The organism is Streptomyces sp. A012304, assembly GCF_026008495.1.
Taxonomy (GTDB): domain Bacteria; phylum Actinomycetota; class Actinomycetes; order Streptomycetales; family Streptomycetaceae; genus Streptomyces.
The window spans coordinates 49,835-76,746 of record NZ_BQUN01000050.1; the positions used below are offsets into that span (position 1 = coordinate 49,835).

Consider the following 26,912-nt stretch of genomic DNA (forward strand, 5'->3'; position numbering starts at 1 on the left):
TTGAGCGGGAAGGCGATCGTCTCGCGGATGTTGGGCTCGTCGGCCAGCAGCATGACGATGCGGTCGACGCCCGGCGCGATGCCACCGTGCGGCGGGGCGCCGAAGCGGAACGCGCGGAGCATGCCGGCGAACTTCTCCTCGACGGTCTCCCGGTCGTAGCCCGCGATCTCGAAGGCCTTGAGCATGATCTCCGGCTCGTGGTTCCGGATCGCACCGGAGGACAGCTCGACGCCGTTGCAGACGATGTCGTACTGCCAGCCCAGGATGTCCAGCGGGTCCTGGGTCTCCAGCGCCTCCAGACCACCCTGCGGCATCGAGAAGGGGTTGTGGGAGAAGTCGATCTTCCCGGTCTCCTCGTCCTTCTCGTACATCGGGAAGTCGACGATCCAGCAGAAGCGGAAGACGTTCTCCTCGAAGTGCCCGGCGCGCTTGGCGGCCTCCACCCGCACCCCGCCCATGATCTTCGAGACCTCGTCGAACTCGCCCGCGCCGAAGAAGACCGCGTGCCCGGCGGTCAGCGACAGCCGCTTGGTCAGCTCGGCGACGTTCTCCTCGGTCAGGAACTTCGCGATCGGGCCGGACAGCGAACCGTCCTCCGCGACGCGCACCCACGCCAGGCCCTTCGCGCCCTGCGCGATCGCGTACTCACCGAGCTGGTCGAAGAACTTGCGCGGCTGGTCCTGGACCGCCGGCACCGGCAGCGCACGCACGTGCTTGCCGGCGAACGCCTTGAACTCCGAGCCCTGGAAGATGTCGGTGATGTCCACCAGCTCCAGCTGGGCGCGCAGGTCCGGCTTGTCGGAGCCGTACTTCAGCATCGCCTCACGGAACGGGATCCGCGGGAAGGGAGAGGTGACGTGACGGCCGTTGCCGAACTCCTCGAACAGCTCGGTCATCAGCTTCTCGACCGGCTGGAAGACGTCCTCCTGCTCGACGAAGCTCATCTCGATGTCGAGCTGGTAGAACTCGCCCGGCGAGCGGTCCGCGCGCGCGTCCTCGTCACGGAAGCAGGGCGCGATCTGGAAGTAGCGGTCGAAGCCCGAGATCATCAGCAGCTGCTTGAACTGCTGGGGGGCCTGCGGCAGCGCGTAGAACCTGCCCGGGTGCAGACGGGACGGCACCACGAAGTCACGCGCGCCCTCCGGGGACGTCGCGGACAGGATCGGGGTCGCCATCTCGTTGAAGCCGAGCGCCACCATCTTGCTGCGGATCGCGGAGATGACCGACGTACGCAGCATGATGTTGCGGTGCATGCGCTCGCGGCGCAGGTCCAGGAAGCGGTACTCCAGGCGCCGCTCCTCGTTGACCCCGTCCTCGGTGTTGATGGTGAAGGGGAGCGGCTGGGCCGCGCCGAGCAGCTCGACCTCGCCGACCTCGACCTCGACCTCGCCGGTGGGCAGCTCCGGGTTCACGTTCTCGGCGCCACGGGAGACGACCTTGCCGTCCACACGGACGGTCGACTCCTTGGTCAGCTTGTCGAGGGCCTCGTACGCGGGCGTGCCCGGGCGGGGGACCAGCTGGGTGATGCCGTAGTGGTCGCGCAGATCGATGAAGAGGATGCCGCCCAGGTCGCGCCGATTGTGCAGCCAGCCACTCAGCCGGACGTCGGTGCCGACGTCAGAGGCGCGGAGCTCGCCGCAGGTGTGGGACCTGTACCGATGCATCGTCGTTCATCCAGCCTTCGCGGATCGGGGGCGCTGTCAGAGTCACGCGGTGTGCGTTCCGTGTGGTCACGTTTCTTGTTTCACGTGAAACACGAAACACCCCCCAGCGTACCGGGCACCCCGGGACCGACTCCCCCCATTACCCGTCCGGCCATGACCCGTCCGGCGATCAGTGGCACACTTCAACCATCTCTTCTTAAAGTGGGGCAATGCGCACTGGCGAGCCCCTGCCCGCCGTGGAGGAGGTGCTCGCCTCCCTCGCGACCGGCCTGTGGCACTGGGACACCGCCACCGGGCTGGTCACGGTCGACGCCGAGGCAGCTCGGCTGCTCGGGTTGCCCGCCGAGGCGAGCGTCCTCACCGAGGCCCAGACCCGCTCCCGGCTCCACCCCGTCGACTGGAACGAGATCACCGGCGTCATCCGCCTCGCTGTCGCCGAGGGCACCCTCGCCGAGGTCCGCGTCCGGATCATGGACGACCGGGGGCGGGTGGTGCGCGTCGTCCGCAGCCGCTCCAAGCCGTCCTTCGACCCGGCGAGGAAGGCCTACGAGCTGATCGGCACCCTCCAGGAGGTCACCGAGCCCAGACCCGGCACCCCCGCCGGACGCACCGCCGTCACCGGCGACTGGCGGCGCTCCCGGGAGGCGTTCCTGCTGGACGCGGGCCGCGCGCTGGCGGAGGCACGCTCCACGGAGGAGGTGCTGCGGGTCGCGGCGGGCCTGTCGATGCCGGGCTTCTCACCGGCCGGCCTGGCCGTCTTCGGCGTCGAGGGCGACCGGCTGACGATCATCGGCCACCACGGGCAGCGGCCCGGCGACGAGGCCCCCTTCATCCAGATGCCGATCCAGACGGACTACCCGGCGGCGGAGGTCGTCCGCACCGGCCGTGCCGTCTATCTCTCCTCCCCCGAGCAGTACAAGGCGCGCTATCCGCTCACCTGGCCGCTGGCCGAGCGCTTCGGGCGCCATTCCTGGGCGTTCCTGCCGCTGACGGTGGCCGGCCGCACCATGGGCGCCTGGATGGCCGCCTTCGCCTACCCGGTGGCCTTCACCCCCGACGAGCGGTCCGTGCTCACCACCGTGGCCCGGATGCTCGCCCAGGCCCTGACCCGGGCCGGCGCCGCCGAGACCCAGCGCGAGCTGACCGACGGCCTGCAACGCTCGATGCTGCCCACCCTCGGCCCCGCGATCCCCGGCATGGCCCTCGCCGCCCGCTACATCCCCACCGGCGGCGGCCTCCAGGTCGGCGGCGACTGGTACGACATGATCCCGCTGCCCGGCGACGGCGGACGGTTCGCGCTGGTCATCGGGGACGTGCAGGGACACGACGTGCGGGCGGCCGGCCTGATGGGCCAGTTGCGGATAGCGCTGCGCGCGTACGCCGCCGAGGGCCACCGCCCCGACGCGGTCCTCTCCCGCGCCTCCCGCTTCTTCTACGGCCTCACCCACACCGACGACCCGGACAGCGCCGCCGATCTGCGCTTCGCGACCTGTCTCTACCTCGAGGTCGACCCCGTCACCGGGGTGCTGGAGGCCGCCCGGGCCGGTCATCTCGACCCGGCGATCCGCCTGGCCGACGGCACGGTCCTGGTCCGATCGACGGCCGGCGGACTGCCCCTGGGCATCGACCCGGACGCCGACTACCCCACCACCCGTCTCGCCCTGGAACCCGGCGAGGCGCTGATGCTGTGCACCGACGGCCTGCTGGAGACGGGCGGGCACGACCTCGACACCGGCTGGCGGCGGGTCCGCAAGATCCTGGAGGCCCACGAGGGCGGTCTGGAGGAGCTGGCGGACGCGCTGGTCCAGGGTGTGCACGGGCCGTCGTCGCACCACACCACCGGGCCGCTGGCCGACCGGCGTGAGGACGACATCGCCCTCCTCCTGCTGTGCCGGCAGGGCGCGGGCTGCGGCCTGGACACACCGGTCCCCGAGCGGCCGAACGTGCGGCGGACCATGCTGACCGTCGCGCAGGCCGAGCCCGAGCGGATCGCCGTGGCCCGCCGGCACCTGCGTGAGCTGCTGCACGACTGGGCCGACGCCGAACAGATCGACTCGGCGGTGCTGCTGGTCTCCGAGATGCTGACGAACGTCCTCGTGCACACCGACGCCGACGCGCTGCTGGTCGCCGAGGTGACGGGCGCGGCCGGCGAGCGCCGGATGCGGATCGAGGTCACCGACACCAGCGACGACCTGCCGCACAAGCGCCGGCCCGGCGAACTGGCCTCCTCGGGCCGTGGCCTGGTCCTCATCGAACTCCTCGCGCACGCGTGGGGGGTGGCGCCACGCGGCGAGGGCAAGAGCATCTGGTTCGAGCTCTACGAGCCGGGCGAGCCCGGCGGGCCGGGGGAGTCCGGTGAGCCGGGGGAGGCCGGGGAGTCCGGTGAGCCGGGGGAGGCGGCGTAGCGCTCCCGCAGCTCGTACGCCACCCCGAACGCCGCCGCCGTCAGCGGGACGGCGAGCAGCATGCCGAGGATCCCGGCGACGGACGCCCCGGCGGTGATGGTGAGCATCACCGCCGCCGGATGCATCTGCACGGTCCGGCTCTGGATCATCGGCTGGAGCACATGCCCCTCCAGCACCTGCACGGCGAGCACCACGCCGAGCGCCCATAGCGCGATGACGAACCCCCGGTCGGCGAGCGCCACCAGCACGGCCACCGCCCCGGAGATGAACGCCCCCAGGTAGGGGATGTAGGCGCCGACGAAGACGAGCGCGCCCAGCCCGGCGGCGCCCGGGACGTCCAGGACGAGGAGTCCGACGGTGATGCAGACGGCGTCGATGAACGCGATGACCGTCGTGCCGCGCATGAAGCCCTCGACGCTCTGGAAGGCCCGCCGGGCCATGGCCTCCACGGTGTCCGCGCTGTCGTGCGGGGCGAGCGTGCGCAGGGTGGCCACGACCCGGTGGGAGTCGCGCAGGAAGAAGAAGACCAGCAGCAGCGCGAGGACGGCCATCGCGATGGTCTCGCCGACGACACTGACCCCGCTGATCACCCCGGAGGCCGCCGTGCCGCCGAACTTCGACAGCAACTCCCGGGCGTTGGAGGCGAGGTCGTCCAGCGAGGTGCCCGCCGCCCCGAAGTGCCGGGCGAGGTCCTGCGCCGCGTCCCTGAGCGAGGCGACGATCTGGTCGCCGGTGTCGATCAGCGCGGCCACGACGATGTACACCGCCCCGCCGACCACGGCCACCACGGCCACACAGGTCACGCCGGCGGCCATCGACCTGGGCACCCGGGCCTTCACCAGCCGCCGGTGGAACGGCCCGAGCAGGGCGGTCCCCAGCAGCGCGAGCAGCACCGGCACCACCGCCGTACGCAGCTCCGCGCACAGCCGGATCCCGACGTACACCACGCCCGACACCAGCAGGATCACCGCGCACCAGGCGGCGAGACGGCGGACGGGGGCGGGCAGCGACGATGGCACGCGTCCAGCGGACCACGCACCGCGCGAGGTGTCCTGCGCGGGCGGACCGACCGGGTGACGGGTCGTCACCCGAGCCGGCCGGCTCAGTCGTACGCCCTCGACACAGCGTCGTCGCGCCGTCGTCCACCTGCGTGGACCAGTACGGCAGGGGGCCCGGTGAGGCCTACAGTCCGCCCTCGGACATCCCGTGCACGGCCGGGATCGTGCCGAGGCGGCCCTTCTGGAAGTCCTCGAACGCCTGCTGGAGTTCCTCGCGGGTGTTCATGACGAACGGGCCGTAGTGGGCCATGGGCTCACGGATGGGCTGTCCGCCGAGGAGGACGACCTCCAGGTCCGGGGTGTGCGAGTCCTGCTTCGCGTCCGCGCGGACGGTCAGCGAACCGCCGGCACCGAAGACGGCCGTCTGGCCCAGGTGGATCGGACGGCGCTCCACGCCCACGGAGCCCTTGCCCGCCAGCACGTACGCGAGGCCGTTGAAGTCCTCCCGCCACGGCAGGGTCAGCTCCGCGCCCGGCGCGAGGGTCGCGTGGACCATCGTGATCGGGGTGTGGGTGATGCCGGGACCGGCGTGGCCGTCCAACTCGCCGGCGATGACGCGGAGCAGCGCGCCGCCGTCGGGCGTGGTCAGCAACTGGACGCTGCCACCACGGATGTCCTGGTAGCGCGGGGGCATCATCTTGTCCTTGGCCGGGAGGTTCACCCACAGCTGGAGGCCGTGGAAGAGACCGCCGGACATCACCAGGTGCTCCGGCGGCGCCTCGATGTGCAGCAGGCCCGCGCCGGCCGTCATCCACTGGGTGTCGCCGTTGGTGATGGTGCCGCCACCGCCCTGGCTGTCCTGGTGGTCGAAGATCCCGTCGATGATGTACGTGACGGTCTCGAAGCCTCGGTGCGGGTGCCAGGGGGTGCCCTTCGGCTCGCCCGGCGCGTACTCCACCTCGCCCATCTGATCCATCATGATGAACGGGTCGAGGTGGCGGTAGTTGATCCCCGCGAACGCCCGGCGCACCGGGAAGCCCTCCCCCTCGAAACCGCTGGGCGCGGTCGTGACGGCGAGCACGGGACGTGCCACGGCGTCGGCCGGTGCCGCCACGCGGGGCAGCGTCAACGGGTTCTCGACGGTCACTGCAGGCATCTCGGTCCCCTCCTTGGGCGATGTGCGAGCCACTTTAGTTGAGCGTTGAACTTTCTGCCACCCCAGAACGACGAAAGCCCGGAGGGCATTCCCTCCGGGCCAGGGCCGCTCGAACGGGCCGGTCAGCCGTACATCCGGCGCATCGCGAAGTCGACCATCTGCTCGACGGCCTTCGCGTCGAAGACCATCCGGTGCTCGCCCTCCATGTCGAGGACGAAGCCGTAGCCGGTGGGCAGCAGATCGAGCACCTCGGCGCCGGTGATCACGAAGTACTTGGACTCCTTGCCCGCGTACCGGCGCAGCTCCTTGAGCGTGGAGAACATGGGGATCACCGGCTGCTGCGTGTTGTGCAGCGCGAGGAAGCCGGGGTTGTCACCGCGCGGGCAGTAGACCTTCGAGGTGGCGAAGACCTGCTGGAAGTCCTCGGCGGCCATCTGTCCGGTGGTGAAGGCCCGCACCGCGTCCGCGAGCGAGGGCGGGGACGGCTCGGGATAGAGGGGCGGCTGCTGGCCGTATCCGCCGACACCGCCGGGCTGCTGCGGCGGGGCGTACTGCTGCTGGGCGCCCACGTTCTGGTCGTAGCCGTACATGAGCGACAGGGTACCGAGGAAGGTGGCCGCCACGGGGGCCGGGAAGATTTATGTAGCGGTCGCTAGAGAATGTCGGTACGTTTTTATGTAACGGCTGATACAGAATTCGGCACACGACTCCGGGGGTCCTCCTATGTCCACTCACCTCTCCGACGCGCCGATCCCGGCCCGCACGGTCCTCGGCACCGGACCCGGACTGCTGCTGGCGCACGGCGCCGGCGGTTCCGTCGAGGCGAACTACGGCCCGGTCATGGACGCCCTGGCGGCCGGACACCGGGTCGTCGGCGTCGACTACCCGGGCACCGGCACCACCCCGCGCAGCCCGCACCCGCTCGACCTGGACACGCTGGCCGACGCACTGGTGGCGGCGGCCGACGCCGAGGGGCTGGACCGGTTCGCCGTCTCCGGCTTCTCCCTGGGCGGCCCGGTGGCGATCCGGCTCGCCGCGCGCCATCCCGACCGGGTGACGGCACTGGTGCTGACCGCGCCTTTCCCGTACCCCGACGCCGAACTCCGGCTCAACGCCCGGGTCTGGCAGACGCTGTGCGGCGCGGACGACCCCGACACCCTCGGCCGGTTCGTCCTGGCGCGCGCCCTGAGCCCGGCCGCACTGGAGGCGATGACACCCGACGAACTGGAGGCCGCGGCGAGGGAGACGGGGGCGACGGTTCCGGAGGGCACCGCCGACCATGTGGACCTGGTGATCCGGGCCGACGTCCGCGCCGACCTGCCGAGGATCGTCGCGCCGACCCTGGTGATCTCGCCCGTGGACGACGCCCTCGTCCCGCCCCGGCTGCACCGGGCGACGGCGGCCGGGATCCCGGGGGCGCGACTGAGGGAGATGCCGGGTGGGCATCTGCCCTTCGCCGAGCACCCGGCCCACTGGGCACGGCTGCTCACCGAGGGCCTCGGTGCGGGCCTGGGATAGACCCTTCTCACACTTCGACGGATGGGGGTTGCGACTTATTACCGACGGGTAGCATCATCGTAGCTACTTGTTGGTACGTGAACTAGCGCGAGGATCCAGTGCCTCGCCGATCTCTCTACGGAGCCGGGAGCCGTCGCCATGGGGCACTACAAGTCGAATCTTCGCGACATCGAGTTCAACCTCTTCGAAGTACTGGGACGCGACCAGCTGTACGGCACCGGCCCGTTCGAGGAGATGGACACCGAGACCGCGAAGAGCGTCCTCGAGGAGCTGACCCGCCTCTCGGAGACCGAGCTCGCGGAGTCCTTCACGGACGCCGACCGCAACCCGCCGGTCTTCGACCCGGAGACCAACACCGCGCCGGTGCCCGCCTCCTTCAAGAAGAGCTACCAGGCGTTCATGGACTCCGAGTACTGGCGTCTCGGCCTGCCCGAGGAGATCGGCGGCACCACCGCCCCGCCGTCCCTGATCTGGGCGTACGCGGAGCTGATCCTCGGCGCCAACCCGGCCGTGTGGATGTACTCCTCCGGCCCGGCCTTCGCCGGCATCCTCTTCGACGAGGGCAACGAGGTCCAGAAGAAGATCGCGCAGATCGCCGTCGAGAAGCAGTGGGGCTCGACGATGGTCCTCACCGAGCCCGACGCGGGCTCCGACGTCGGCGCCGGCCGCACCAAGGCCGTGCAGCAGGAGGACGGCTCCTGGCACATCGAGGGCGTGAAGCGGTTCATCACCTCCGGTGAGCACGACATGTCGGAGAACATCCTCCACTACGTGCTCGCCCGTCCCGAGGGCGCCGGCCCCGGCACCAAGGGCCTGTCCCTCTTCCTCGTCCCGAAGTACCTCTTCGACTTCGAGACCGGCGAGCTGGGCGAGCGCAACGGCGTCTACGCCACCAACGTCGAGCACAAGATGGGCCTGAAGGCCTCCAACACCTGCGAGATGACCTTCGGCGACCGCCACCCCGCCAAGGGCTGGCTGATCGGCGACAAGCACGACGGCATCCGCCAGATGTTCCGCATCATCGAGTTCGCCCGCATGATGGTCGGCACGAAGGCGATCTCCACGCTGTCGACGGGCTACCTCAACGCGCTGGAGTACGCCAAGGAGCGCGTCCAGGGCCCCGACCTGGCGAACTTCATGGACAAGTCCGCCCCCAAGGTCACCATCACCCACCACCCCGACGTGCGCCGCTCGCTGATGACGCAGAAGGCGTACGCGGAGGGCATGCGCGCGCTGGTGCTGTACACCGCCTCGGTCCAGGACGCGATCGCGGTCAAGGAGGCGGCCGGCGAGGACGCCAAGTCCGAGCACGCGCTCAACGACCTGCTCCTGCCGATCGTCAAGGGCTACGGCTCCGAGAAGGGCTACGAGCAGCTCGCCCAGTCGCTCCAGACCTTCGGCGGCTCCGGGTTCCTCCAGGAGTACCCGATCGAGCAGTACATCCGCGACGCCAAGATCGACACCCTGTACGAGGGCACCACCGCGATCCAGGGCCAGGACTACTTCTTCCGGAAGATCGTCCGCAACCAGGGCGCGGCGCTGAACTCCCTCGCCGAGGACATCAAGAAGTTCCTGGCGCTCGGCACCGGCGGCGAGGAGCTGGCGGGCGCCCGTGAGCACCTGGCCAAGGCGGCCGTCGAGCTGGAGGCCATCGTCGGTCTGATGCTGACCGACCTCGCGGCCACCGAGCAGGACGTCAAGAACATCTACAAGGTGGGCCTGAACACCACCCGCCTGCTGCTGGCCTCCGGTGACGTGGTCGTCGGCTACCTGCTGCTCAAGGGCGCCGCGGTCGCGGCGGAGAAGCTGGAGACGGCCTCCGCCAAGGACAAGTCCTTCTACACCGGCAAGATCGCCGCGGCGAAGTTCTTCGCGGCCAACGTCCTGCCGGGCGTCACCCTGGCCCGCAAGATCGCCGAGGGCGTCGAGCTGGACCTGATGGAACTGGACGAGGCCGCCTTCTAGATCCGCCTCGGGCGCCGCCCCCGACCCACCGGGGGCCGGCTCCCGACCCACCTCGGGATCCGCCTCGGGGGTCGCCTCCCGATCCGCTCGGGCGCCCCTCCGATCCGCCCGGGGGCCGGCTCCCGACCCCACCTCGGGGGCGCCCCTGGTCCGACTTCGGCGGGCTTGCGCCGAACGCCGCACCGTCCTCACGAGGGCCCGCTCTCTTCACCGGGAGCGGGCCCTCGTCCGTCGTTAAGGTGAACCCATGAGCCAACCCTCCCGCTTCGACCGCGGTCACACCGACGACCTGATGTCCTTCCTCACGGCGAGCCCGTCGCCGTACCACGCCGTGGCGAACGCCGCCGAACGGCTGGAGAAGGCCGGTTTCCGACAGGTCGCCGAGACGGACGCCTGGGACGGAACGAGCGGGGGCCGTTACGTGCTGCGCGGGGGCGCGATCATCGCCTGGTACGTCCCCGAAGGAACCGCCCCCCACACCCCGTTCCGTATCGTCGGCGCACACACCGACTCCCCCAACCTGCGCGTCAAGCCGCTGCCCGACACCGGGGCGCACGGCTGGCGCCAGATCGCCGTGGAGATCTACGGCGGCCCCCTGCTGAACTCCTGGCTCGACCGTGACCTGGGCCTGGCCGGCCGGCTGACCCTGCGCGACGGCTCCACCCGTCTGGTCAACGTCGACCGGCCGCTGCTGCGGGTGCCGCAGCTCGCCATCCACCTCGACCGGGCCGTCAGCACCGACGGCCTCAAGCTCGACAAGCAGCGCCACCTCCAGCCGGTCTGGGGCCTCGGTAACGATGTCCGCGACGGCGACCTGATCGCCTTCCTGGAGGCGGAGGCCGGGCTCGACGCCGGCGAGGCCACCGGCTGGGACCTGATGACGCACTCGGTGGAACCGGCCGCATACCTGGGCCGCGACCAGGAGCTGGTGGCCGGCCCGCGCATGGACAACCTGCTGTCCGTGCACGCCGGTACGGCGGCCCTGGTCGCCGTCGCCGGCGGCGGTGACGACCTGCCGTACATCCCGGTCCTGGCCGCCTTCGACCACGAGGAGAACGGCTCCCAGTCGGACACCGGCGCGGACGGTCCGCTGCTGGGCAGTGTGCTGGAGCGGTCGGTGTTCGCGCGCGGAGGGACGTACGAGGACCGGGCGCGGGCCTTCGCCGCAACCGTCTGTCTCTCCTCCGACACCGGCCACGCCGTCCACCCCAACTACGCGGAACGGCACGACCCCACCCACCACCCGCGGGTCAACGGCGGCCCGATCCTCAAGGTCAACGTCAACAACCGCTACGCGACGGACGGTTCGGGCCGGGCGGTCTTCGCCGCCGCCTGCGAGAAGGCGGGCGTGCCCTTCCAGTCCTTCGTCTCCAACAACTCCATGCCGTGCGGCACCACGATCGGCCCGATCACCGCCGCCCGGCACGGCATCCGCACGGTCGACATCGGCGTGGCCATCCTGTCGATGCACAGCGCACGGGAGTTGAGCGGCGCGGACGACCCCTACCTGCTGGCGAACGCCCTGGTGGCGTTCCTCGAGGGCTAGGCTCCCCGCCCCCTCACCTGGGCAAAGGCTCGCTTCCGCATGGGAGTTGCCCGGCGGGGTACCCGGATGCGGTGACCGGAACGACCGGTACACCGGATTGGGAGGCGACACTCATGGGCCTCGGCGGGTGCATCATCCTCATCGCCGTGGGAGCCATCCTCACGTTCGCGACCGACTGGGACATGCAGGGGGTCAACCTCGACCTGGTCGGAATCATCCTGATGATCGTCGGCCTGATCGGCGTGACGACCTTCAGCAGCATCGCCCGGCGCCGCCGCGTGGTGGTGCCTCCGGCCTCGACGACCGTGGTCGAGGAGGAGCGGCACCACCACCGGGGCGGCTACGGCGACGGGTACGGCGTGTGACCGCTGCCGCGATCAAGCGTCCATACCGGCCAGCACCAGCGGCAGCCGGTCGGCGCCGCCCTCGCTGACCACCACCGGGACACCCCAGTCCTGCTGGTGGACATGGCAGGCCGGGTACTCGTTCGCCGGGTCGTCGTCGCAGGACGCGGCCATCGCGGAGACATGCAACACCCCTTCCCCCACCGCCGCGTTCAGCTCCAACGTGCGGCCCAGGTCCGTGTCCGCGCCCTCGCCGGACAGCAGCAGCTCCGGCGGGGTGGCGGAGACCAGGAGACGGGTGGAGGGGCCGTACCGCGTGTCCAGCTTCTGACCGGCCGGGGCCTGGAAGATCACGTCCAGCCGCAGTCGGCCCGGCGCCACCTCGGTGGCGGCCCGCTGGGTGCGGTGGGCGACGGCCTCCACCCGCACCGCCTCCTCCGGCAGCCGCAGCCGGGTCAGCCGGTGACGGGCGGACTCCACGACCACGATGTCCTCCCCCACGAGGACCGCGTCACTGGGCTCACGCAGATCGGTGGCGAGGGTACTGACCTCGCCGGTCGCCGGATCGTAGCGGCGCAGCGCGTGGTTGTAGGTGTCGCAGACGGCGACCGAGCCGTCGGGCAGCGCGGTCACGCCCAACGGATGCTGCAAGAGGGCCTGTCCGGCCGCGCCGTCCCGGTGCCCGAAGTCGAACAGGCCCGTGCCGACGGCCGTGTGGACCACGCCGTCGCCGTCCACCCAGCGCAGGGCGGAGGTCTCGGAGTCCGCGAGCCACAGCCGCTCCCCGTCGGCGGACACCGTGAGCCCGGACGGCTGCGCGAACCAGGCCTCGGCGGCCGGCCCGTCGACCAGCCCCTCGTTGGTGGTGCCGGCCGCGACGCGGACGGTGCCGGCGGCGGGATCGTACGCCCACAGTTGGTGGACGCCGGCCATGGCTATCCACACCTGGCCACCGAAGAGCGCCACGTCCCACGGCGAGGAGAGGTCGATCTCCCGGGCCGGCCCGGACGTCGCCGAGCCCTGCCACCACTGCTTTCCGGTACCCGCCAGGGTCGTCACCGCGCCGGAGGCGAGATCGAGGCGGCGCAGGGCGTGGTTGACGGTGTCGGCGACGACCACCGAGGTGTCGTCCAGCAGCGCCAGCCCCTGCGGCTCGTTGAAGGCCGCCGTGTCCGCTGCGCCGTCGACGAAGCCGCGCGCGCCGGACCCGATCCGCCGCACCACCGTCTCCCCGTCCCCCTCCAGCTCCACCAGCTGATGCCGGGTGGTGTCGCTGACCAGGAACGTCCCGGACGGCAGCAGGATCGCCTTCCCGGGAAAGCGCAGGACGGTCGGCTCCGGCTCGGGCGCCACATACGGGCCGTCGCCGCGCCGCAGGGTGCCCTTCGCCTCGTGCTCCGCCTCCAGCTCCGTCACCAGCCGCTCGATCGCGTGCACATGCCCCTCACCGGCGTGCTGCGCGACCACGTACCCCTCCGGGTCGACGACGACGAGCGTGGGCCACGCGCGCACCGCGTACTGCTTCCAGGTGGCCAGCTCCGGGTCGTCCAGAACGGGATGCTCCACGCCGTACCGCTCCACGGCGTCGACCACAGCGCCGTGCTCCGCCTCATGGACGAACTTCGGCGAATGCACACCGACGACGACGACCGTGTCCCGGTGCTTCTCCTCCAGCTCCCGCAGCTCGTCCAGAACATGCAGACAGTTGATGCAGCAGAACGTCCAAAAATCCAAGATGACGATGCGTCCGCGCAGGTCGGTGAGGGTGTACTGCTTGTCGCCCGTGTTCAGCCAGCCACCCTTGCCGATCAGCTCGGGGGCGCGGACTCGGACGCGACGGGGGGTCGGGGCCGGGGTGGAGTCGGTCATGGATCAAGGGTGCCACCCGGGTCGGACGATCGGCCCGTCGGCCCAATGGCCGCGTCCGGCGGGCGGCGGCGGGGAAGCGGTGGAGACATGAGATTCCTCGTACGCGACCGGCTCCTCGGTCTCGGTGACGACTACTGGATCGAGGACGACCGCGGCACCAAGGTGTTCCTCGTCGACGGCAAGGCGATGCGGCTGCGGGAGACCTTCGAGCTGAAGGACGCCCACGGGCGGGTCCTGATCGACATCCATCAGAAGATGTTCGCCCTGCGCGACACCATGGTGATCGAACGGGCGGGCGAGCCGCTCGCGACGATCCGCCGCAAACGCCTGTCCCTCCTGCGCAACCACTACCGGGTCTCCCTGGCGGACGGCCGTACCGAACTGGACGTCAGCGGAAAGATCCTCGACCGGGAGTTCGCCGTCGAGTACGAGGGCGAACTCCTCGCCGTCGTCTCCCGCCGTTGGCTCCATGTGCGGGAGACGTACGGCGTCGACGTGGTCCGGGAGGACGCGGACCCGGCGCTGCTGATCGCGGTGGCGGTGTGCGTGATCCACCTGGCGGAGAAGGAGCGCGAGGACTAGAGGACCAGAGGACCAGAGGATCAGACGAGTGGTCCCGAGGTGATTCCTGCTTTCGGCTGCAGAAGATTTATGAGGAAAAACCGCTCGACTCATAACGTGCGAGGCGGAGATGACATTAATTAAGAAACGCTCTACTTGACATTTCCGCCGCATCGGGCTCACCCGTTTGCCACGCATCTGGAGGAGGCCGGCCAGCGTTAGCGGAACATGACCAACGCAAGGTTTCACCGCCTGCCATGTCGGGGCGCCAGGGAAGATGGTATTCCTGCGACCCGTGATATGACAGCGGGTAAATACGCTTACGCGTCCGGTGAAGCGATCTCGGCGCATCAGGCCCTGGGTGCGTGGCGCGTGAATGACGTCCGGGTCGAGCACCAGGTCACCGAGGGGCTGCTCCGCGAATTCCTCACGCTGCTGGAGGCGGCCCAGGAGGACCTGAATCGACGGTGGGACGGCCAGGAGAACTCCCGCCGCCACGCGGACCTCGCGTGACGAGCGAGGATTCGCATGAACCACAACTATGTGGATCCCGCCTTTGCCCGGCGTGAATGGTATTCCGACCAATATTCTTATGGGCCGGGCAACGGCTGGCACGGCGGTCCTGTCGATGACGTCCACAGCGGAGACGTCCTGGTCCCTCCGGACGCGGGCTGGGACCCGGCCGAGGAACTCGCCTATCTCCTCCAGGAGGCCATGCCGACGGAGCAGACGTCCCGGGTGCCGCCGCCCCGGGGCGAGTCACCTCCCGGGTTCGACCCCACCGAACCGATGGAGAACCGCGCGCACATCACCGCTCCGATGCCGCCCCTGCGCAGTTCGTCCGCCGGACATCGGAAGAGCCGCGTCTCGGGAAAACCCCAGCTGAAATGGTTGCAGACGGGCAGTTTCGTCATCATCGCGTTCGTCGCCGTGATCGTTGCGATGGTGAGCGTCTTCGGCGGCATGGCCGCCTACGGGCCTTTGCAGCAGAGCACGCACGGATCGAACGGTGCACAGAGCGGGACGATCCCCTGGTGGCCTCTGCTGGTGTACGGCCCCTGGATGGTGGCCTCTCTCTCCATTCTGCGCACCGCCTTGCACCAGCGCCGCGCCGTGCATTCCTGGCTGATCGTTCTGCTGTTCTCCTCCGTCGCGATCATGCTCTGTGTGGCTCAGGCCGAAAGGACCTTGACGGGTATCGCTGGAGCCGCCCTGCCGGCCCTCGCGTCGCTGGCCTGCTTCCAGCAGCTCGTCCGGCAGATCACCCTGACGCTGCCGCCCCGTCAGGGCACGCCCCGCCACCGCCAGTAGCGCGACGGCCCTTGCTCGCGGCACTTCCGAAGAGGGTCAGGACGGCTGCGGCGTACGGTCCTCGTGGGCGTCGTACGGTCCGCCGTGCCCGTGCCCGCAGTCGCCTCCGGGGCTTCCGGGTTCCTCAGGGCCCGGCTCGGAGGGCGGCGGGGTGTCCTCGTGCGGGGCGGGGGCGTCCGGGACCTCCGGAACCTCCGGGACTTCAGGGACCTCCGGGACCTCCGGGGTGTCAGGGGTGTGCGGGTTGTCCGAGGGAACGTCGGGCTGCGGGTCCGGTGCCGGTTCCGGGGTGTTCGGAGCGCCCGGTTCCGGTGCCTGGTTCGCCGGGGGTTCTTGGACCGGGGGTTCCTCGGCCGGGGGTTCCTCGGCCGGCGGTTCCTCGGCCGGCGGTTCCTGAACGGGGGGTTCCGCGGCCGGGGGCTCCTGAAGCGGAGGTTCCTCAGCCGGCGGTTCCTCAGCCGGGGGCTCCTGAACCGGAGGTTCCGCGGCCGGGGGCTCCTCAGCCGCGGGTTCCGGCTCCTTGTCCTTCCCTTCCGGCCCGGGTTCCGTCGACGGCGGCGCGGCGGGCGGCTCCTCCGCGGGCTGCTCGCTCACGTCGTCGCCCGTCCCCGTCCCGCCGGCCTCGGTGACCGGCGCGGGTGCAGCGGGCGTGCCCGGGGATACGACCGTGTCGGCGTCCGCCGCGGGAACCTGCCGCACCACGGGCACCGGGACCACGGGCACCTGGCCCACGGACACCCGCACCACCGCCTCCTGACGCACGGGCACCCGGCTCACCGGCTCCTGACGCACAGGCACCTCGGCCACCGGTACCTCCGCCACCGGTACTTGAGCCACCGGCGCCTTTTCCGGCGTGACCGGTGAGGCGTCGGGGGAGGCGTCCACCGAACCGAGGGCGAGGCAGATGGCCAGGGTGCCTGCCACGACCGCGCCGCCCGCGACCGTCAGCGGCGTCTTCGCGCCACCGGTGGCGGCGTGGCGCGCCCCGTGCAGCAGCCCGCCACCGTGCCCGCCGGCCGCGGTCGCCGCGCCGGCGGACCCGGCGGTGAGCGACAGCAGGTACCGTCCCGCGCCGCCCAGCGCGAACACCAGCAGGGCCGGACCGACGAGCGCGGGCAGGCGGTTGTTGGCGCGCATCAGGGTCGTGAGCCGCTCGCGGCAGTCGTCGCACGTCTCCACGTGACCGAGCAGCCGTTCGGACTGCCGTGCCGTGGCCGCGCCGCGCACATACGCGGGCATGCGGGCGCAGTGCACCTGGCAGGCGGGGTCGTCCGGGACGCCGGTCTGGGTGCTGAGGTAGGCCTGTCGCATGCCCTCGCGGGCACGGTGCAGCAGGACGGCGGTCGCGCCCTGCTTGGTGCCGAGCTGCGGCCCGATCGCCGCCAGCGGCTGGCCCTCCGCCTCCGCCAGCCACAGCGCCTTCACCCAGCGCTCGGGCAACTGGCCCAGGACGCGCATCAGCAGGTCGACGGAGGACACCTGGTCGGCGGGGTCGTCCCCGTGCCCGGCGGCCTCGGTCCGCTCGTCGGCCTGCGGATCCCGCGGTGTCTCCCGGGCTGCGGTCCCCGCGGCGATCGCGAGATGCCGGACCGTCGTCATGAGGTACGCGGGCACGTTGTCGATCTCGTGCCCCGCCGACAGCCTCCGCCAGACCCGGAAGTGGGCCTCGGCGACGAGGTCCTCGGCGACCCAGGCGTTCCTGGTGAGCGAACGCGCGTACGCGACGAGCCGAGGCTGCTGCTCCTCGTAGATCCGGGCGTAGGCGTCGGTCGCCGTCGCGGTGGAACCGTCGGTCATGGCAGCAACGCTCCAGTTGCCTACGAAGAGGGAGAAAGGGTTTGTCAGCGTAGATGACAAAAACTTCAACTAAGTCTCGACATCACGCAAGGTGATACAGGTCACACCAACACCCTGCGCACGCCGCGTAATACGAGCCCCCCGCGCACGGTCGAGGAGGCATCGGCGGGAACACACCCGGCCGACCCTCCCGCCCGAATCGGAGAACGACCGTGCACCTCACCCTGGAACAGCCCACGGGCGCCCGCCTGATCACTCGCCATCAGGAGGTCGCGGTCCCCGTCACCCTCCGCTACAGGCGCGACGACCCGCTCGCCGTGCAGCTCGTCTTCCCGGGCTGCGCCACGCTCGACGGCGAGAAGGCGGCCTGGACGTTCTCCCGCGCGCTGCTGGAGGACGGGCTGGTCGCCCCCTCCGGTCCGGGCGCGGTGCACATCTGGCCGTGCGGGCCGTCCCACACGATCGTGGAACTCCACGGAGCGGAGGGCGTGGCCATGATCCGTTTCGACTCCGCCACCCTCCACCGCTTCCTCAGGCGGTCGTACGCCGTGACCGAACCCGGCGGAGAGGTGGCGGGCCCGGCCCTGGACCAGGGCCTCGTCGCACTGCTCGACGGCGCGTGAGCCCCCGCCGGTCCGGCGCCGGGAAGGCGCAGCGCCGAGAAGGCTCAGCGTCGAGGCGGCTGGAGGCCCAGGACGCGGTCCTTCAGGGCGGGGAACTGCTCGCGGGTCGTCGGCACCCTCGCCGGGTCGAAGTCCACGGTGAGGACCTCCTCGGCGGGGCCGGCCTCGGCGAGCACCTCGCCCCAGGGATCGACCACGATCGAGTGACCCGCCTGCGGAACTCCGGCGTGCGTCCCGGCCGTTCCACACGCGAGCACGAACGCCTGGTTCTCGACCGCCCGCGCCCGGGCCAGCAGCGTCCAGTGCGCCCGGCGGCGCTCCGGCCAGCCCGCCGAGACGACCAGGGTCTCGGCGCCGGCGTCGACGAGACCGCGGAAGAGTTCGGGGAAACGGAGGTCGTAACAGGTCGCCACACCGAGAGTCGTCCCGGGCAGCCGTACCGTCACCAGCTCCCGCCCCGCGCCCATCAGCACGGCCTCGCCCTTGTCGAAGCCGAAGCGGTGGATCTTGCGGTAGGCGGCGGCCAGATCACCGGAGGGGGAGAAGATGAGAGACGTGTTGTAGAGGGGGCCTTCCGGGTCCCGTTCCGGGATCGAGCCCGCGTGCAGCCAGACACCCGCGTCGCTCGCGGCCTTGGCCATGGCCTCGTACGTCGGGCCCTCCAGCGGCTCGGCCTCGACGGCGAACTCCTCGTAGGCGAACGCCCCGGTCGTCCACAGTTCGGGCAGCACGACGAGGTCCGCGGAGCCGGCCTGTTCCCGCACCAGCGAGGCGACTCGCGCCCGCCGCGTCGCGGCCGATTCGCCCTCGTCCACGGCGATCTGGATCAGCGAGGCGCGCACACTACCACCGTCCTGGCATTCGAGTAGTCCACACGGGCCTACGATCGTCACACGAAAGCACTGCCGGTGTGCCTCAGAGCAGCGTAACTTAACGTCCCGAGACACCCGCCGACAGCCACCTCCCGCAGGCAACGCCGCCGCCACAACCGCCCGAGTACCGACCGCCGAGGGGTCCCGTTCCGTGAGTCTGCATCCCACCCTCCAGCCCTACGCCGACGCCTGGACCCACTCCATCGAAGCGATATCCGAGCTGGTGCAGCCTCTCGTGGAGGCGGACTGGAACCGCCGGACGCCATGCCCCGGCTGGTCGGTGCGCGACATCGTCTCCCACGTCATCGGCCTGGACTGCGAGATGTACGGCGACCCGCGGCCCATCCACACCCTCCCGCGCGACCTGTTCCACGTCACCACCGAGTTCCAGCGCTACATGGAGATGCAGGTCGACGTCCGCCGGCACCACACCGCGCCGGAGATGACGGCCGAGCTGGAGTACACGATCATCCGCCGCAACCGCCAGCTGCGGAACGAGTCGCGTGAGCCGGGGGCGAGGGTCCGCGGCCCCTACGGCACCGAGCTGACCCTGGAGGAGTCCATGCGCACCCACGCGTTCAACGTGTGGGTGCACGAGCAGGACCTGCGCGCCGCCCTCGGCAGCCCCGGCAACCTCGACTCCCCCGGCGCGCACATCGCCCGTGACGTGCTGCTCGCCGAACTCCCCGGCGTCGTCGCCGACCGCGCGCAGGCCCCGCGCAGCTCCGCGATCGTCTTCGACGTGCACGGGCCGGTCGAGTTCCTGCGCACGATCCGCGTCGACATCCAGGGCCGCGGCACGCTGGAGACGGTTCCCGCGCTCGGCCCGGCCGCCGCGTTCAGCCTCGACTGGGAGACGTACGTACGGCTGGCCTGCGGGCGGGTGACGCCGGAGGCGGTGGCGGACCGGGTGAAGGCGGAGGGCGAACCCGAGCTGACGGCGGCGATCCTGCGGAACTTCTCGGTCACGCGGTAGCGGCGCCCAGGGGGACGGACGCGGACGGGGCCCGCCGTGAGTGTCACGGCGGGCCCCGTCCGAAGGTGCTGAGACGTCAGCCGATCTTCGCGTAACCGAAGTTGATGAGCTTCTTCACGTCGGTCGTGCGGTTGGCCGCGGACGACGACGTGAGGACCGTGCCGATCACCTGCTTGCCGTTGAGGGTCGCGGCGAAGACCAGGCAGTACTTGGCGTCGGTACCGGAACCGGTCTTCACACCGAGCGTGCCGTTCCACCCGAGGAGGGTGTTGGTGTTGGTCCACGCCGCCATCGTGCGGGTGGCACCGGTCTTCGTGATCGTCTTGGCCGTGTACGACTTGGTCTTCACGATCGCGCGGAAGTTGGCGTTCTTCAGCGCGTCCCGGGCGAGCAGCGTCAGGTCGCGCGGCGTCGACCGGTTGGCGCCCTTGCTGATGCCGTCGAAGGAGTCGAAGTTGGTGTTCTTCATGCCGAGCGACTTCGCCGTGGCGTTCATCTTGCCGATGAACGACTTCACGCGCGCGGCGCGGGTCGTGCCGGTGCCGAACTTGTCGGCGAGCGCGTACGCGGCGTCGCAGCCCGACGGGAGCATCAGGCCGTACAGCAGCTGACGGACGGTGACCTTGTCACCGACTATCAGCTTGGCGTTGGAGGCGTAGTTGTTGGCGACGATGTAGTCGCTGTACGCCTTCTGGATGGTGACCTTGGTGTCCAGGTTGAGGTTCGGCTGTGCGAGCACCACCCGGGCGGTCATGATCTTGGTCGTGGACGCGGTCAGCCGCGGCGTGTCGGCGTACTTGGCGTACAGCGCCTTACCGGTGGCCCCGTTCATCACGAACCCGCCCTTGGCGGTGATCGAGGGCACCGCGACAGCGGCCTGCGCGGGCGCCGCGGTGAGGGCACCGGTGGCGAGCATCGCGCCGGTCGTGAGGGCGACGGCTGCGGCTCGGCGGATCCGGAGGCCCTTTGTGGCGGTTATCAACTGAAATACCCCGATTACGTCGAATACCCCTGCGATGCGGCCGAGTTGGAGGGGAAAGAAGAATGGGGCCGCACGTGTGTGACACGTAAGTAGCACAGAAGGTTGTACGGCCGCTGCGAGCAATCTCGCAGTCGTCGCGCCGGCCGGTCCCGGGGCGGTCCGCATGATGGACGCGGACGGCCATGCGTACCTGTTGTATCTATCCTGTGGTCATGCCGTCCTCCGCCCCGCCCGCCCCCGTCAAGCAGCCCCCCGCCGCCGACCGTGTCTACGCCCATGTCAAACAGGGCGTCCTGGACCGCCGCTACGAGGGCGGCACCCTCCTCACCGAGGGCGAACTCGCCGAGGCCGTAGGCGTCTCCCGCACGCCCGTGCGCGAGGCGCTGCTGCGCCTGGAGGTGGAGGGGCTGATCAGGCTCTACCCGAAGAAGGGCGCCCTGGTGCTGCCGGTCTCCGCGCAGGAGATCGCGGACGTGGTCGAGACCCGGCTGCTGGTGGAGGAGCACGCGGCGCGCAAGGCCGTCCCCGCGCCCCCCGGGCTCATCGAGCGCCTGGAGGCGCTGCTGGAGCGGCAGAAGGCCCAGGCCGCCGCCGGTGACCTGGCCGAAGCCGCCGTCACCGACCGCTGTTTCCACGCCGAGATCGTCCGCAGCGGCGGGAACGAGATCCTCTCCCGCCTCTACGACCAACTGCGTGACCGTCAGCTGCGGATGGGTGTCGCGATCATGCACTCCCACCCCGACCGGATCGCCAAGACGCTCGTCGAGCACGAGGAGATCCTGCGCGCCCTGCGCTCCGGGGACGCCGAGGAGGCCGTCGCCGTCGTCCACCGCCACATCGGCTGGTTCTCCCACCTGGCCCGGGGAGAGGTCCGATGAAGTCCGGAGGAGATTCGGTGAACACCGCCACCCTTCCGGGTGACCCGCCGGGCGGCCGCCGCGCCGTCGCCGTCTGGGGGATCGGCGTCAGCGTCTACTTCGTCGCCGTCATCTTCCGTACCTCGCTCGGGGTGGCCGGCCTCGACGCCGCCGACCGCTTCCACGTGGGCGCCTCCGCCCTGTCCACCTTCTCCATCCTCCAACTGCTGGTGTACGCGGGCATGCAGATACCGGTCGGCCTGCTGGTCGACCGGCTCGGCACCCGAAAGGTGCTGGGCATCGGCGTCGTGCTGTTCACGGCCGGACAGCTCGGCTTCGCGCTGGCCCCGTCGTACGGCATGGCGCTCGCCTCGCGGGCGCTGCTCGGGTGCGGGGACGCGATGACGTTCATCAGCGTGCTGCGGCTCGGCTCCCGGTGGTTCCCGGCGCGGCGCGGGCCGCTGATCGCGCAGTTCGCGGGGCTGGCCGGCATGGCGGGCAACCTGGTCTCCACGCTGGTGCTGTCCCGGCTGCTGCACGGTGTCGGCTGGACGACGGCCTTCGGGGGCAGCGCCCTGGCCGGCGTCGTCGTCCTCGTGCTGCTCCTGCTGTTCCTGAAGGACCACCCCGAGGGGCACGAGCCGACGCCCTCCGCGCACCGGGGCGCCGCCTACGTACGGCGGCAGATCGTCGCGTCCTGGCGGGAACCGGGGACCCGGCTGGGGCTGTGGGTGCACTTCACGACCCAGTTCCCGGCGATGGTGTTCCTGCTGCTGTGGGGCCTGCCGTTCCTCGTCGAGGCACAGGGCCTCAGCCGGGCCACCGCGGGTGAACTGCTCACGCTCATCGTCCTGTCCAACATGGCCGTCGGACTGGTGTACGGGCAGGTCGTCGCCCGGCACCACGAGGCGCGGCTGCCGCTCGCCCTGGGCACCGTCGGCGCGACCGCGCTGCTGTGGGCGGCGATGCTCGCCCACCCCGGCGACCGCGCCCCGATGTGGCTGCTCGTCACGCTGTGCACGGTGCTGGGGGCGTGCGGGCCCGCCTCGATGCTCGGCTTCGACTTCGCCCGGCCGGCGAACCCGCCCGAGCGGCAGGGCACCGCGTCCGGCATCACGAACATGGGCGGCTTCGTCGCCTCCATGACGACCCTGTTCGCGGTCGGCGTGCTGCTGGACGCGACCGGCGACGACTACACCGTCGCGTTCTCCTCGGTGTTCGTCCTCCAGGCGGTGGGCGTCGTGCAGATCCTGCGGCTGCGCAAGCGGGCGGCCCGGCGGGAGCGGGAGCGGCTGGTCGCCAGCCGGGTGTCCGCGGTGCACGTGCCCGTGTAGCCGACGGGTGCGGCTCCGCGGCGCACGGGCCGTGCAGCCACGGGTGCGGGCACCGCCAAAAGACGTTGTCCGCACCCTTGTTCGCCCACTACCGTCGGGGCCGTCGACGTGTAGCTCAGCAGCAGAGCACCGGGCTGAAGACCCGGAGGGCGCGGGGGCGGAACCCGCCACGTCGGATCCTCGACGTGAAGCTCAGCAGCAGAGCACCGGGCTCTCAACCCGGAGGGCGCGGGGGCGGAACCCGCCACGTCGGCTTATGAACCACGACGCTGACCAGCAGCACCTCGCAGAGGCGAACCCGGGCTACGCGTCCGGCCAACTGGCCAGGGCGCTCAGGACCGCGCACACCCACCACGACCCCGACACCCGCCGCCGCGCCGAGGAGCGGAGCCGCATCTGGCGGGCCGTCCTCGCGGGCATGGCGAACGGGCTGCTCGCCATCGGCTCGCGCACCCCCGTCGCCGGACTGCCGGCCTGGGTGACGCCCGAGGTGGTCCGCGGCGGCTTCGCCACCGGCGCGCCGAGCGCCGGCGGGCCCCTGACCAGCGACGAGATCGCCACCGCCCGGCGGGCGGGCATCCCCCACAACCGGCGCGCCCTGTTCGCGTACTGGCTGTCCGAGGAGGGCCTCGACCGGCTCTACGACCTGCTGGACAGCGGACGCTACGAGGTGACCGTCCCCGAGGAGGCCGCCCTGCTCACCGTGGCCTGGCTCGCCCGGGCCGGCGAGACGGACGCGGCCCTGAGCCTCGTCGAGGAGCTGGCCCCGTTCGCGGACCGGCTGCGTTTCACCCCGGCACCCGTCGAGCGGCCCGCGCCCGCCGCCGGCGCGGTGCACCGCCGTACCGTCGGCGACGCCCGGTACGCCCTGGAGCGGCGCGGGCCGAACACGGCTGTGGAGACCCAGCGGGAGGCACTGGCCGTCTGGCAGCCGTTCGGCGACGAACTGCTCGCGCACTGGCTGGAGACGGCCGACGACGGTCAGGTCCTGGCCCGCACGCCCGACGCGACCTGGCACGCGCGCGGCGCCGAGCTGCTGCGCCGCTACCGCGACCTCGCCCGTCGGCACACCCACTGCACCAAGCACCTCAACCCCAAGCAGAATGTGGCGATCCTGCGGGGTGCCCTGGAGGAGACCGTCGCGGGACGTCCGCTGGGCAGGCGGCGGCTCGGGCTGCTGCGGCACGCCGTCACGTCCATGGTGCGCAAGCGCGGACTGCCCGGTTCCGCCGAGCTGGTGGAGCTGCGCCGGGAGCAGGCCGCGCAGGCGGCGCTGCCCTCGCACCACGCGCTCGCCCAGCTGATGCTGCGCCGGCTGTCCGGGCTGCCCCCGGCGGAGGGCGTCGCCGACGTCGAACCGCTGGTCGCGCCGGTGGGCGCGCGGGAGGCGCGGGAGACGGGCCTGCCCTCGGGAGCGGTGATCCCGCGCGGCCTGCGCCGGCCGGTGGAGGCCGCGCTGAGCGCGCCCCTGGACACGCTGGTGGAGCGCGGGATCGTGCCCTCGGCGGAGGTGCTGGCCGAGCTGGTCCCGCAGCTCGTCGCCGCGACCACCGCGCAGGCCTACCCCGACGAGGCCCTGCGCGGGCTGTCCGCCGCCACCTACCGGGCGTTCCGCAATCGCCGTTCGCTGCTGCTGCTCGACCTGGAGCGGCAGGTGCGGGTGGAGGAGCTGCCGTGGGTGACGGCGGTGAGCCGGTGGCGCTCCGGGACGGACGCGGACGAGGTGGCGGCCGTGGCGCTGCGGCAGCTCGGTGAGCTGGCCGTGCGGGCGTTCCCCGGCACGATCCTGCCCAATCCGCTGGTGCGTGAGCTGTCCGTGCTGGCCGGCCAGGCCGAGCTGGGCGCTCCCCTGGTGGAGGAGCTGGCGGCGGACATCTTCATGGGCACCTTCACCCCGAAGTTCCTCGCCGCGGCCCGCGTCGCCGCGGAGCTGCTGGGCGGGGGCTCGCTCTACGAGCGGTACTACGACATCGACTACCGGGCCGTCCGCAACCTCGCGATCGCCGAGGCGGGCGAGGCGCGGACACGGTCGGCGCGACCCCGGACCTCACCGGGCTTCGCGAAGCTGTGCGTCGCGCGGGCCGGGGCGTCCCGGTCCTCGTCCCGGTGGCGGCACGGCTACGGGTCGGTGGCCGCGAACGGCACGGTGATCGAGCAGGCGCAGATCCTCACCACGCACAACCTGGCCACCCTGGTGCACCGTGTCGGCATCGCCCCGGCCCCCGGCTGGGAGGACCTGGCCCGCCGCTGCTTCGTCACGGTGTGCCGGCTGACCGCGCGCCTGCACGGCAACCCGCGTCCGCTGCCCACGGTGAAGGACATCGCCTACGCCTGGCGGCAGATGCTGTTCCACCTCTCCCTGTGCGGCCCGCAGGAGCAGTCCCGCACCCTGGCCTGGCTCCCGCAGGAACTCACCCGCCACCCGTCCGAGGTGAGCCACCGCCTGGCCCCGGCGCTCGCCGGCCTCCGGCAGACGGCGGACGGCGGCCCCGCGGACTCCGGCACCGGCCGGCGCCTGCTGGGCTGGACGACGAACGGCCACTGGCTGGCGGCGGAGCCGCCGGCCGCGGCGCGGGGGTGAGACGGACCCGGGGCGGCACCGGATGCCGGTGACCCCGACGAGACGGGAACAGGGGGCGGCCCGAGGCCGCCCCCTGTCCGCTCATGCCCAGGTGATCAGGCGCTTCGGCTGTTCCAGGATCGCCGCCACGTCGGCCAGCACCTTGGAGCCCAGCTCCCCGTCCACCAGACGGTGGTCGAAGCTCAGCGCCAGGGTGGTGACCTGGCGCGGCTTCACCTTGCCCTTGTGGACCCACGGCTGGAGCCTGATCGCGCCGACCGCGAGGATCGCGGACTCGCCGGGGTTGAGGATCGGGGTGCCGGTGTCGACGCCGAAGACGCCGACGTTGGTGATGGTGACCGTGCCGCCCTGCATGGCGGCGGGCGACGTCCTGCCCTCGCGGGCCGTGGACACCAGCTCACCGAGCGACTCCGCCAGCTGCGGCAGTGTCTTGGCCTGGGCGTCCTTGATGTTCGGGACGATCAGGCCACGGGGCGTGGCGGCCGCGATGCCCAGGTTCACGTAGTGCTTGACCACGATCTCCTGCGCCGCCTCGTCCCAGGACGCGTTGATGTCCGGGTTGCGCTTGATCGCGACGAGCAGGGCCTTGGCGATCAGCAGCAGCGGGTTGACCCGCAGGCCCTGCATGTCCTTGTCCCGCTTCAGCTCCTCGACGAGCTTCAGCGTGCGGGTGACGTCGACCGTCACGAACTCCGTGACGTGCGGCGCGGTGAACGCCGAGCCGACCATCGCCGCCGCCGTCGCCTTGCGGACACCCTTGACCGGGACACGGGTCTCCCGGGCCGTGTCGTACGACACCACCGGTGCCGGAGCCGGGGCGGGCGCCGGGGCCTCGGTCACCGGCTGGGGCACCGGCTCGGGCGTCTGCGTCGGGGCCGCCGCCGCGTGGACGTCCTCACGGGTGATGACGCCGTCCGGGCCGGACGGGACCACCGTCGCCAGGTCGACGCCCAGGTCCTTGGCGAGCTTGCGCACCGGCGGCTTGGCGAGCGGGCGGGGCTTGTCGGTACCCCCGCCGGACACGCTGTGGCCCGCCGGGCCGTGTCCGTTCAGCTCGGACTGGACGGCCGCCGCAGCCGCCTCCTGGACGCGGGCCTCGGCGGCCTTGCGGGGACGGCGCTTGGTCGAGGAGGCGGCCACGCCGTACCCGACGAGGACCGGCTGGCGGCCGGAACCCTCCGCCTTCGGCTCCTCGGGCTGAGCCGCCACCGCGCTCCGCGCCCGCTCGGCGGCGGGGGCGGGGGTCTCGGCGGGAGCGGGTGCTTCGGCGGGAGCGGGTGCCGTCCCGCCCGTCACGTCCACCGCGATGATCGACGTGCCCACGTCGACCGTGGTGCCCTCGGGGAAGTGCAGCGCGCTGACCACGCCGTCGTAGGGGATGGGCAGTTCGACGGCGGCCTTGGCCGTCTCCACCTCGCACACCACCTGGCCGTCCGTCACCGTGTCGCCCGGCTGGACGTACCACTTGAGGATCTCGGCCTCGGTGAGCCCCTCACCCACGTCCGGCATCTTGAACTCGCGTACGGACGCTTCCGTCATCGTCGTCACGACCC

Annotated in this window: 22 protein-coding genes and 2 tRNA genes; 15 read left to right on the plus strand and 9 right to left on the minus strand. The window is 71.4% G+C overall.

Features of this window, described 5'->3' with window-relative positions; genetic code table 11:
* A partial coding sequence (gene aspS / locus ALMP_RS11735; RefSeq protein WP_264926820.1) for an aspartate--tRNA ligase occupies positions 1-1,664 on the minus strand: 1,664 nt, incomplete at its 3' end.
* Between the two features lie 209 nt (positions 1,665-1,873).
* On the opposite strand from aspS, the gene ALMP_RS11740 reads away from it, so the two are divergent.
* Positions 1,874-4,069: a SpoIIE family protein phosphatase gene (locus ALMP_RS11740; RefSeq protein ID WP_264926822.1), complete on the plus strand. Its 2,196-nt coding sequence runs from the start codon at positions 1,874-1,876 to the stop codon at positions 4,067-4,069.
* On the opposite strand, the gene ALMP_RS11745 is transcribed toward ALMP_RS11740, so the two are convergent.
* The 3 genes from ALMP_RS11745 to ALMP_RS11755 all read right to left on the minus strand — a co-directional run bounded on the left by ALMP_RS11745 (position 3,982) and on the right by ALMP_RS11755 (position 6,813).
* On the minus strand, positions 3,982-5,088 hold the full coding sequence (locus ALMP_RS11745) for an AI-2E family transporter (protein WP_264926824.1): 1,107 nt from the start codon (positions 5,086-5,088) through the stop codon (positions 3,982-3,984). The genes ALMP_RS11740 and ALMP_RS11745 overlap by 88 nt on opposite strands.
* A gap of 163 nt (positions 5,089-5,251) precedes the next feature.
* Positions 5,252-6,223 (minus strand): pirin family protein, encoded by a 972-nt coding sequence (locus ALMP_RS11750; protein ID WP_264926826.1) that lies wholly within the window; start codon positions 6,221-6,223, stop codon positions 5,252-5,254.
* Between the two features lie 122 nt (positions 6,224-6,345).
* Positions 6,346-6,813 (minus strand): SseB family protein, encoded by a 468-nt coding sequence (locus tag ALMP_RS11755; protein WP_264926828.1) that lies wholly within the window; start codon positions 6,811-6,813, stop codon positions 6,346-6,348.
* A 133-nt stretch (positions 6,814-6,946) separates the two neighbouring features.
* On the opposite strand from ALMP_RS11755, the gene ALMP_RS11760 reads away from it, so the two are divergent.
* The 4 genes from ALMP_RS11760 to ALMP_RS11775 all read left to right on the plus strand — a co-directional run bounded on the left by ALMP_RS11760 (position 6,947) and on the right by ALMP_RS11775 (position 11,617).
* Entirely contained in the window at positions 6,947-7,741 is a 795-nt protein-coding gene (locus ALMP_RS11760; protein ID WP_264926831.1) for an alpha/beta fold hydrolase, read from the plus strand.
* 138 nt (positions 7,742-7,879) lie between these two features.
* A complete protein-coding gene (locus ALMP_RS11765) occupies positions 7,880-9,706 on the plus strand; it encodes an acyl-CoA dehydrogenase (protein WP_264926833.1) in 1,827 nt (608 codons plus the stop codon).
* Positions 9,707-9,953: 247 nt separating this feature from the next.
* Complete coding sequence (locus tag ALMP_RS11770; RefSeq protein WP_264926835.1) at positions 9,954-11,252, plus strand: M18 family aminopeptidase; 1,299 nt, start codon at positions 9,954-9,956, stop codon at positions 11,250-11,252.
* 113 nt (positions 11,253-11,365) lie between these two features.
* Positions 11,366-11,617 carry a DUF6458 family protein gene (locus ALMP_RS11775; protein ID WP_264926874.1) on the plus strand — a complete coding sequence of 84 codons (252 nt, stop codon included), beginning with the start codon at positions 11,366-11,368 and terminating at the stop codon, positions 11,615-11,617.
* A gap of 12 nt (positions 11,618-11,629) precedes the next feature.
* Here ALMP_RS11775 and ALMP_RS11780 read toward each other — a convergent pair whose 3' ends face one another.
* The gene (locus tag ALMP_RS11780; RefSeq protein ID WP_264926837.1) at positions 11,630-13,465 is read right to left on the minus strand and encodes an NHL domain-containing thioredoxin family protein; all 1,836 of its coding nucleotides are present in this window, start codon (positions 13,463-13,465) and stop codon (positions 11,630-11,632) included.
* Between the two features lie 87 nt (positions 13,466-13,552).
* Here ALMP_RS11780 and ALMP_RS11785 point away from each other — a divergent pair, with 87 nt between their 5' ends.
* The 3 genes from ALMP_RS11785 to ALMP_RS11795 all read left to right on the plus strand — a co-directional run bounded on the left by ALMP_RS11785 (position 13,553) and on the right by ALMP_RS11795 (position 15,337).
* A complete protein-coding gene (locus tag ALMP_RS11785; protein WP_264926839.1) occupies positions 13,553-14,047 on the plus strand; it encodes an LURP-one-related/scramblase family protein in 495 nt (164 codons plus the stop codon).
* 351 nt (positions 14,048-14,398) lie between these two features.
* A complete protein-coding gene (locus ALMP_RS11790; RefSeq protein WP_264926841.1) occupies positions 14,399-14,539 on the plus strand; it encodes a hypothetical protein in 141 nt (46 codons plus the stop codon).
* Between the two features lie 15 nt (positions 14,540-14,554).
* Positions 14,555-15,337: a DUF2637 domain-containing protein gene (locus tag ALMP_RS11795; protein ID WP_264926843.1), complete on the plus strand. Its 783-nt coding sequence runs from the start codon at positions 14,555-14,557 to the stop codon at positions 15,335-15,337.
* Between the two features lie 36 nt (positions 15,338-15,373).
* On the opposite strand, the gene ALMP_RS11800 is transcribed toward ALMP_RS11795, so the two are convergent.
* The gene (locus ALMP_RS11800) at positions 15,374-17,134 is read right to left on the minus strand and encodes a sigma-70 family RNA polymerase sigma factor (RefSeq protein ID WP_264926845.1); all 1,761 of its coding nucleotides are present in this window, start codon (positions 17,132-17,134) and stop codon (positions 15,374-15,376) included.
* Positions 17,135-17,346: 212 nt separating this feature from the next.
* Between ALMP_RS11800 and ALMP_RS11805 the strand changes: the two genes are divergently transcribed.
* The gene (locus ALMP_RS11805) at positions 17,347-17,757 is read left to right on the plus strand and encodes an SsgA family sporulation/cell division regulator (protein WP_264926847.1); all 411 of its coding nucleotides are present in this window, start codon (positions 17,347-17,349) and stop codon (positions 17,755-17,757) included.
* A gap of 44 nt (positions 17,758-17,801) precedes the next feature.
* Here the strand turns inward: ALMP_RS11805 and ALMP_RS11810 are convergent, their stop codons facing one another.
* Complete coding sequence (locus ALMP_RS11810) at positions 17,802-18,599, minus strand: carbon-nitrogen family hydrolase (RefSeq protein ID WP_264926849.1); 798 nt, start codon at positions 18,597-18,599, stop codon at positions 17,802-17,804.
* 181 nt (positions 18,600-18,780) lie between these two features.
* Here ALMP_RS11810 and ALMP_RS11815 point away from each other — a divergent pair, with 181 nt between their 5' ends.
* Positions 18,781-19,605: a maleylpyruvate isomerase family mycothiol-dependent enzyme gene (locus tag ALMP_RS11815; protein ID WP_264926851.1), complete on the plus strand. Its 825-nt coding sequence runs from the start codon at positions 18,781-18,783 to the stop codon at positions 19,603-19,605.
* Positions 19,606-19,681: 76 nt separating this feature from the next.
* Here the strand turns inward: ALMP_RS11815 and ALMP_RS11820 are convergent, their stop codons facing one another.
* On the minus strand, positions 19,682-20,587 hold the full coding sequence (locus tag ALMP_RS11820; RefSeq protein WP_264926853.1) for a D-alanyl-D-alanine carboxypeptidase family protein: 906 nt from the start codon (positions 20,585-20,587) through the stop codon (positions 19,682-19,684).
* A 212-nt stretch (positions 20,588-20,799) separates the two neighbouring features.
* On the opposite strand from ALMP_RS11820, the gene ALMP_RS11825 reads away from it, so the two are divergent.
* The 5 genes from ALMP_RS11825 (at position 20,800) to ALMP_RS11845 (ending at position 25,359) form a co-directional block, all read left to right on the plus strand.
* The gene (locus tag ALMP_RS11825; RefSeq protein ID WP_264926855.1) at positions 20,800-21,465 is read left to right on the plus strand and encodes a GntR family transcriptional regulator; all 666 of its coding nucleotides are present in this window, start codon (positions 20,800-20,802) and stop codon (positions 21,463-21,465) included.
* Entirely contained in the window at positions 21,462-22,778 is a 1,317-nt protein-coding gene (locus tag ALMP_RS11830) for a nitrate/nitrite transporter (RefSeq protein ID WP_264926857.1), read from the plus strand. The genes ALMP_RS11825 and ALMP_RS11830 overlap by 4 nt, the downstream gene beginning before the upstream one ends.
* Before the next feature lie 104 nt (positions 22,779-22,882).
* A tRNA-Phe gene (locus ALMP_RS11835) sits at positions 22,883-22,954 on the plus strand.
* A gap of 5 nt (positions 22,955-22,959) precedes the next feature.
* Positions 22,960-23,031: transfer RNA gene (locus ALMP_RS11840), tRNA-Glu, on the plus strand.
* A 3-nt stretch (positions 23,032-23,034) separates the two neighbouring features.
* Entirely contained in the window at positions 23,035-25,359 is a 2,325-nt protein-coding gene (locus ALMP_RS11845; RefSeq protein WP_264926858.1) for a hypothetical protein, read from the plus strand.
* An 81-nt stretch (positions 25,360-25,440) separates the two neighbouring features.
* On the opposite strand, the gene ALMP_RS11850 is transcribed toward ALMP_RS11845, so the two are convergent.
* Positions 25,441-26,907, minus strand: coding sequence for a dihydrolipoamide acetyltransferase family protein (locus ALMP_RS11850; protein WP_264926859.1), 1,467 nt, complete (start codon positions 26,905-26,907; stop codon positions 25,441-25,443).
* Between the last annotated feature and the right edge of the window lie 5 nt (positions 26,908-26,912).

Excerpts from the sequence above, each read along its gene's own strand:
- ALMP_RS11825 (WP_264926855.1), top strand. The coding sequence starts at position 20,800 with ATGCCGTCCTCCGCCCCGCCCGCCCCCGTCAAGCAGCCCCCCGCCGCC.
- ALMP_RS11765 (WP_264926833.1), top strand. The coding sequence starts at position 7,880 with ATGGGGCACTACAAGTCGAATCTTCGCGACATCGAGTTCAACCTCTTC.
- ALMP_RS11750 (WP_264926826.1), bottom strand. The coding sequence starts at position 6,223 with ATGCCTGCAGTGACCGTCGAGAACCCGTTGACGCTGCCCCGCGTGGCG.
- ALMP_RS11830 (WP_264926857.1), top strand. The coding sequence starts at position 21,462 with ATGAAGTCCGGAGGAGATTCGGTGAACACCGCCACCCTTCCGGGTGAC.
- ALMP_RS11845 (WP_264926858.1), top strand. The coding sequence starts at position 23,035 with ATGAACCACGACGCTGACCAGCAGCACCTCGCAGAGGCGAACCCGGGC.
- ALMP_RS11775 (WP_264926874.1), top strand. The coding sequence starts at position 11,366 with ATGGGCCTCGGCGGGTGCATCATCCTCATCGCCGTGGGAGCCATCCTC.
- ALMP_RS11780 (WP_264926837.1), bottom strand. The coding sequence starts at position 13,465 with ATGACCGACTCCACCCCGGCCCCGACCCCCCGTCGCGTCCGAGTCCGC.
- ALMP_RS11785 (WP_264926839.1), top strand. The coding sequence starts at position 13,553 with ATGAGATTCCTCGTACGCGACCGGCTCCTCGGTCTCGGTGACGACTAC.
- ALMP_RS11800 (WP_264926845.1), bottom strand. The coding sequence starts at position 17,134 with ATGACCGACGGTTCCACCGCGACGGCGACCGACGCCTACGCCCGGATC.
- ALMP_RS11740 (WP_264926822.1), top strand. The coding sequence starts at position 1,874 with ATGCGCACTGGCGAGCCCCTGCCCGCCGTGGAGGAGGTGCTCGCCTCC.
- ALMP_RS11760 (WP_264926831.1), top strand. The coding sequence starts at position 6,947 with ATGTCCACTCACCTCTCCGACGCGCCGATCCCGGCCCGCACGGTCCTC.
- ALMP_RS11770 (WP_264926835.1), top strand. The coding sequence starts at position 9,954 with ATGAGCCAACCCTCCCGCTTCGACCGCGGTCACACCGACGACCTGATG.
- ALMP_RS11795 (WP_264926843.1), top strand. The coding sequence starts at position 14,555 with ATGAACCACAACTATGTGGATCCCGCCTTTGCCCGGCGTGAATGGTAT.
- ALMP_RS11755 (WP_264926828.1), bottom strand. The coding sequence starts at position 6,813 with ATGTACGGCTACGACCAGAACGTGGGCGCCCAGCAGCAGTACGCCCCG.